Raw genomic sequence first — 6,320 nt, 5'->3', positions numbered from 1 at the left:
CCCCAAAACAACGCAAAAATAGCCGTAGCAACACATAACACCGGTAATCCCATCCCAGTTCCCCTTTTTCTATTTAATCCTTATTGCTAAAACACTCGTCGATGCCATACTCATACACGATCAGTCTCTTTACTATTTCTATATTTCCACTTCGGCAAATAGTTCACAAAGAAATAAACAAACTGCCCTAGTACAAATAAAATAAACGGCATGCCAGCACTTCCGTAAACAATTAAATTATATAAACTCCATACCGCTAAACTAATTACTAAAAATACTCCTACATATTTAAACGCTTTATCCGACTGAAATCTCTCAAACTCATCTTGCATTTTTCATTCCCCCTATCTCTATGCGCGTTTTCCCATCATGACTCCTATGATGAGACTACCAGCAAATAAGAAACTGCATATCATAAATATTTCCGGTATAGGTATAACAACCCTGCCTATYGCTTTGCTYGCAACAATATAAACAATAAGCAAAAGAAATGMGAATACAAACGAAACATTTATATACTTTTTTATATTTTCATTTACTCGCTCATCTATCTCTGGCAGTTCCTCTTTTTTGTACTTACGTTTTTTATAATACGTATACACTGTTAAAAGTAAAATTGCTAAAATGTTACTAACTATWAGCGATAACATCGGTATGGATGGRTCCATAATACGAACTAAAACGTCCCCTCCACATAATCCTAAGACCGTAGCGATATACAACTTTTTAGTATCGTTCATTTTTCCTCCCCTTACTCCAGCGTAAATATTTCCTCTACCTTCATTCCAAAATATTTGGCGATTTTTAGGGATAACTCTAGACTCGGATTATAGTGGTGGTTCTCAATTGCCACGATTGTCTGCCGCGTCACTTGCATCGCCTTTGCCATTTCAATTTGCGTTATATGATGTTGTTTTCGCAATTCTTTAATTTTATTTTTCACACCCATAGGCTCCACCTTCGAAAGTAAAGATATCTTTACTTTAATTATAAATATTTTCCAAATTCAAGTAAAGATTTATTTACAAATTTTAGAAAAAAATTTCACTGAACATCTTCTCTAACAAAGTACAAGAGGAATTAAATTTATATCAGCGATTTTTTAAATATATCAGCGCAACTTAAATTATATCGGCGATTTTCCAAATATATCAGCGCAACTCCATTTATATCAGCGATTTTTTAAATATATCGACTTACCTACAAATATCGGCATCCGTAGAACTATAAGCATAAGAAAGAAGCTGCCCCAAAATATCTTTTGGGACAGCTTCTTCGTCCTACTACATAAATCCTAATGCATATACAAGAACGTACCCAAGAACAGATAAGCAAACCGAGCCAATTAGCCCTGCCACGAATGCCCTACTTCCTAATTTGCGGAACGTTTTAAACTCTACATTTAAACCTAGCCCTGCCATCGCCATTGCAATAAGCATGTACGCAATTACTACAATGTATCCAGCAACAACTTCTGGGATAATCCCAAGCGAATGCACCGCACTCATTGCTAAAAATCCGAAGATGAACCAAGGAATTGGAAGGTCGCGCCACGATCTTTTTTCCTTGCTTCCCTCGCTCTTACCAAACCATAATCCAATTAAAATCGCTACTGGCACAAGCATCGCTACGCGCGTTAATTTCACAATAACTGCGATGTCTACAGCCGTGCTACCTCCTGGCGCCGCCGCAGCGATAACGTGAGCGATTTCGTGCAATGTCGCACCTGAGAACACACCGTAACCGTAGGGTGAGAAGCCAAGCACTGGGTATAACAGCGTATAAATAAGTGTAAATATTGTACCTAAAATTGCAATAATCGCTGCCCCRACTGCYGTTTCTTCATCYTTCGCTTTCACTTGCGGTGCAATTGCCACGACCGCWGCCGCWCCGCAAATTGCWGTYCCGCAYGCTGTTAAAATTCCRAGTTTCTKTTCTACYTTAAATACTTTCGTTAGTCCATATACAACGAAAATYGTAAATGTAATAACAACCGCTGCGATGACCAATACTTTCGGCCCCGCCTTCGCAATATCTACAAGATTTAACCGCATTCCAAGTAAAATGATCCCAAAGCGAAGCAACTTCTTACTCGCAAAGTTCGTTCCCRCTATCGCTTCTTGAGGAATCCCGATTGCCGCGCGCCAAACCATCCCGATTAGAATAGCGATTACTAATTGTCCCATAATATTTAAAAATGGAAGCTCTGCTAAATATTTCGCGGCGATTGCGATTAATAACGTAATCCCAATACCTTGCGAAAATCCAAAGCCCTTCTTCTTTTGTATAACAAGTGTTTGTTCCACTTTGTACCACCCCAATAATCGTATTGGAACATGCATGTTCTTTCTAGTTACATTATAAGAGAGTTTTAATAATAAGTTTAATATCAATATTGAATCCCTATCATCAGAAATACTTATGATAAAATAAAAGCAAAAATAAAGGGGCCTAACAAATGAACGTCGACATTTTAAAAATCTTTGTTACTGTCGTTGAACAAAAACATTTTTCGCGTGCTGCGGAACTATTAAACCTTTCACAACCTGGCGTTAGTATGCACATTCGCAACTTGGAAAATGAATTTGGGACTACACTTATTCAGCGCTCCCCAAAGCACGTCCAAGTTACGGAAGCTGGAAACATATTATACATACACGCAAAGCAGATGCTCTCACTTTATGAAGATGCAAAACAGGAAATTAATGCGCTGCATAACGTCGTAACAGGGACACTTCGCATCGGCGCTAGCTTTACAATTGGCGAATACTTACTTCCAAAAATACTTGCGCGCTTTGCCAATGAAAATGCACACGTCGAAGTTCATACATTTATCTCCAATACGGAAGAAGTTTTGCAAAGCCTCCGCTCTAATCAAATTGATATCGGCTTAGTGGAAGGCCAAGTCGTATACGCTGACGTAGATGTTGAAACTTTTATGCAAGATGAAATGAAACTCGTCGTCCCGCCAAACCACCCATTGCTCCATATCAAGGGGATTAACGAAAATACATTGCAAGATCAAGTCTGGGTATTAAGGGAGAGCGGCTCTGGCACACGTGCCTATAGCGATCGCTTTATACACCAACATCATTTAAAAATGAAACGCTTCTTTACATTTAGCAGTATTCAAAGCGTGAAGGAAGCCGTTGCAGCCGGTCTTGGCATCGCTATTCTTTCAGATTGGACTGTTCGAAAAGAACTGTTGGCACAAGAAATATTCCACATCCCTGTTCCGAACGAAGAGCTAATCCGTCCATTCTCCATCGTGCGCGGCAAATATTTTATCCCGTCTAAAGCTATTCAAGTCTTTTTAAAACACGTAGATTCTTTTGCGAAAAAACAGAGTTGACCTTCACATTAGTGTGAAGGTTTACAATACATGTAAAAGGAGTGAAACGCATTGCGAATTGGAGAGTTATCAAAAGAAACTGGGGTTAGCGAAAGGGCACTAAGACATTATGAAGAAAAGGGATTACTCCCTTCGAAACGCCTAGCAAATGGCTACCGTGATTTTGATGAAAGTGCAATCGAAAAAGTAGAGCTGATTCAAATGTACTTGCAAATCGGCTTAAATTTAGAAGAAACAGAACGAATGCTACGTTGCCTTGAAATCGAGCCACATCTCTACGAAAATCCGTGTAGTAGTATCCTTGCACTTTACGAAGACAAACTTGATGAGGTAACGAAGCAAATCACATTACTTTCCAACATTCAAACGAATTTACAAAAACACGTTTCACTCCTAAAACAAGCAAAAGAAAAGGGATGATTACATGTTTGTTATACATGGCAGTTCAAGACAAAACGGAAATACGGAAGCTTTAACACATATGGTGATTGATGGGATTGAAACAGAACAAATTTACTTGCGTGATCATATCGTCCACCCAATCATAGATCAGCGCCATGATGTAGAAGGATTTCAACCTGTAAATGATGACTACGAGCAGTTAACCAAACGCATGCTAGAGCACGACACGATTATCTTCGCTACACCGCTATACTGGTACGGAATGAGCGGCCACATGAAGAACTTCGTTGATCGCTGGTCACAAAGCTTGCGTAATAAATCTCTTCATTTCAAAGAAAAAATGAAAGGCAAAAAAATGTACGTTGTCATCGTTGGCGGAGACAGTCCAAAACTGAAAGCATTGCCGCTTATCGCCCAGTTTCAATATATCTTTGATTTTGTTGGTTCATCATTTGAAGGGTATATTATTGGGGATGCGAATGGACTAGATGAAATCAAGAACGATGCTGAAGCGCTGGCAAAAGCACAATTGTATAATAATAAATTCAAAAATAGCACACAGAAATAAGTTTGACAAATCCATTTGTATGCGCATACAATAAAAATAATATTATGAAAGGAAGGTACTTTGACCAATGAAGTTCTAATTCTCTTATTTATTTCATCCATCACAAATAGTGAACAAAAATGATGAAAACTAGCAGAGGATTAGTCTGTCCATTTGTCGATACTTTCTTTCGATACGATCATGTAAAAAATCGTTTATTTATGTACGATTTTTACATTAAAGGGCGACATTTATCCTCTCTAGTGAAACTAGGGAGGTTTTTTTATGACTATTTTAATCGCACGTAATATCGAAAAGAGCTTTGGTGATCGCACCATATTTACGTTACCATCACTAGAAATTCAAGCAAACGATCGTATAGGAATTGTCGGAGTCAACGGAGCTGGAAAATCTACGTTATTACAAATATTAAGTAAAGAAATAGAAGCTGACAAAGGCACAGTAACTCATCATAGTTCTATCGCCATCATTCCACAGCTTAGCGAGGGGATACCGGAAACCGCTTCTTCCCTCGCTAAGGGCAAATGGAATATTTCAAACGTCGCAAATTCAATGAGCGGCGGTGAACGCATGCGCCTAAAGATCGCCCATGCCCTCGAACAAGATGCAGGCATTCTATTTGCTGATGAGCCAACAAGTCACTTAGATATGTTCGGTACAGAGCAATTAGAAAAGGCACTTTTATCTTATAAAGGTGCACTTGTTTTAATATCGCATGATCGTGATCTTTTAGATGCCATATGTACAAAAATCATCGAAGTTGAAGACGGTACTATTCAAGAATATAAAGGTAATTATTCAAACTATCGAAAGCAAAAAGAACGTGAGCGAATACAAAAGCAGGCAGAATATGATCAATATATACAAGAAAAAAATCGGTTAGAACAGTCAATTTCACAAAGAAAGCAACGTGCTTCTAGCATGACAAAAATCCCAACACGGTTCAGTTCATCTGAATCTAAACTTTATAAGTGCAGCGGGGCTCATGGGCAAGAAAATGTTAGCAAGGTAGCGAAAGCACTAGAAACACGCCTTGAAAAGTTGGAACAGAAAGAAAAACCGAAGGACTTTTCTCAAGCTCAGTTTGACGTACAATACCACACACCAATTCATAGTAAAGCAGTTGTTCAGTTTAATAAAACAACGAAGAAAATAGGGGATCGTACATTATTTAAAAATATGAATGGAACAATTGTCCCTGGGGCAAAGCTTGCTATTTTAGGTGCCAACGGAAGCGGAAAAACAACTTTGTTCAACATGCTTCTCGCGAACGAGCGTGGCATTCAGCTTTCGAAAAGTTGTAAAATTGGATACTTTGAACAAACATTATCTATTTTAAAAACAGATAAAACAATTTTAGAAAATGTTCTAGAAGAAACAAACTATACAGAATCGTTCGTTCGAACAATACTTGCAAGGCTCCTATTCCGCGGTGAAGATGTTCATAAACCTGTGCACATCTTAAGTGGTGGAGAACGCATGAAGGTTGCACTCGCAAAAGTATTTTTAGGAAACTATAATATGCTTCTGCTCGACGAACCGACAAACTATTTAGACTTGGCAACGCAAGAAGAATTAGAAAGCATGTTACAGGAGTATCCTGGTACAATACTTTTCATTAGCCATGACCGTGCCTTTATTCGTTCTGTTGCAAACCATATTCTACAAGTAGATGAGAGCGAACCAAGAATATTCCACGGCAATTACGAGCAATACACAAAAAGAACCACCCAAGCTTCTGTAAACGTTACTGAACAAGAATTATTACGATTACAAACAAAATTAACAGAAATCATCAGCCGGATTTCTATCCCAAATCAGCATGATGACATCACATTTCTCGAACAAGAATACGAAAAATTATTAGTTCGAATTCGGCAGTGTAAAGAAGCGCTCTAATGTCTTCCCCATATATCGACGGGACCTTCCACATTTCCCAAGAAATATCAAGGCTTCGACATAGACTATCACCCTACCTATCATGTTAGACACAATAAC

Annotated in this window: 8 protein-coding genes; 4 read left to right on the top strand and 4 right to left on the bottom strand. The window is 38.5% G+C overall.

Annotation, left to right across the window (positions count from 1 at the left end):
* Positions 1-110: 110 nt before the first annotated feature.
* From AC1DJR_RS13985 to AC1DJR_RS13970, 4 genes are all read right to left on the bottom strand, one after another.
* Entirely contained in the window at positions 111-332 is a 222-nt protein-coding gene (locus AC1DJR_RS13985) for a hypothetical protein (protein ID WP_429686486.1), read from the bottom strand.
* Between the two features lie 18 nt (positions 333-350).
* On the bottom strand, positions 351-740 hold the full coding sequence (locus tag AC1DJR_RS13980) for a hypothetical protein (RefSeq protein WP_477002837.1): 390 nt from the start codon (positions 738-740) through the stop codon (positions 351-353).
* Positions 741-751: 11 nt separating this feature from the next.
* A complete protein-coding gene (locus AC1DJR_RS13975; RefSeq protein WP_002016109.1) occupies positions 752-949 on the bottom strand; it encodes a helix-turn-helix transcriptional regulator in 198 nt (65 codons plus the stop codon).
* A 334-nt stretch (positions 950-1,283) separates the two neighbouring features.
* Entirely contained in the window at positions 1,284-2,306 is a 1,023-nt protein-coding gene (locus AC1DJR_RS13970; RefSeq protein WP_477002836.1) for a YeiH family protein, read from the bottom strand.
* Between the two features lie 152 nt (positions 2,307-2,458).
* Between AC1DJR_RS13970 and AC1DJR_RS13965 the strand changes: the two genes are divergently transcribed.
* The 4 genes from AC1DJR_RS13965 (at position 2,459) to abc-f (ending at position 6,221) form a co-directional block, all read left to right on the top strand.
* Complete coding sequence (locus AC1DJR_RS13965) at positions 2,459-3,352, top strand: LysR family transcriptional regulator (RefSeq protein WP_060749257.1); 894 nt, start codon at positions 2,459-2,461, stop codon at positions 3,350-3,352.
* A gap of 51 nt (positions 3,353-3,403) precedes the next feature.
* On the top strand, positions 3,404-3,772 hold the full coding sequence (locus AC1DJR_RS13960) for a MerR family transcriptional regulator (protein WP_002016114.1): 369 nt from the start codon (positions 3,404-3,406) through the stop codon (positions 3,770-3,772).
* 4 nt (positions 3,773-3,776) lie between these two features.
* Positions 3,777-4,322, top strand: a complete 546-nt coding sequence (locus AC1DJR_RS13955) for a flavodoxin family protein (RefSeq protein WP_002016115.1) — start codon at positions 3,777-3,779, stop codon at positions 4,320-4,322.
* A 264-nt stretch (positions 4,323-4,586) separates the two neighbouring features.
* The gene (gene abc-f / locus AC1DJR_RS13950; protein ID WP_429686488.1) at positions 4,587-6,221 is read left to right on the top strand and encodes a ribosomal protection-like ABC-F family protein; all 1,635 of its coding nucleotides are present in this window, start codon (positions 4,587-4,589) and stop codon (positions 6,219-6,221) included.
* Positions 6,222-6,320: the final 99 nt, after the last annotated feature.

Source organism: Bacillus sp. 05T31, assembly GCF_056396725.1.
This window is presented reverse-complemented; position numbering and strand designations above follow the sequence as displayed.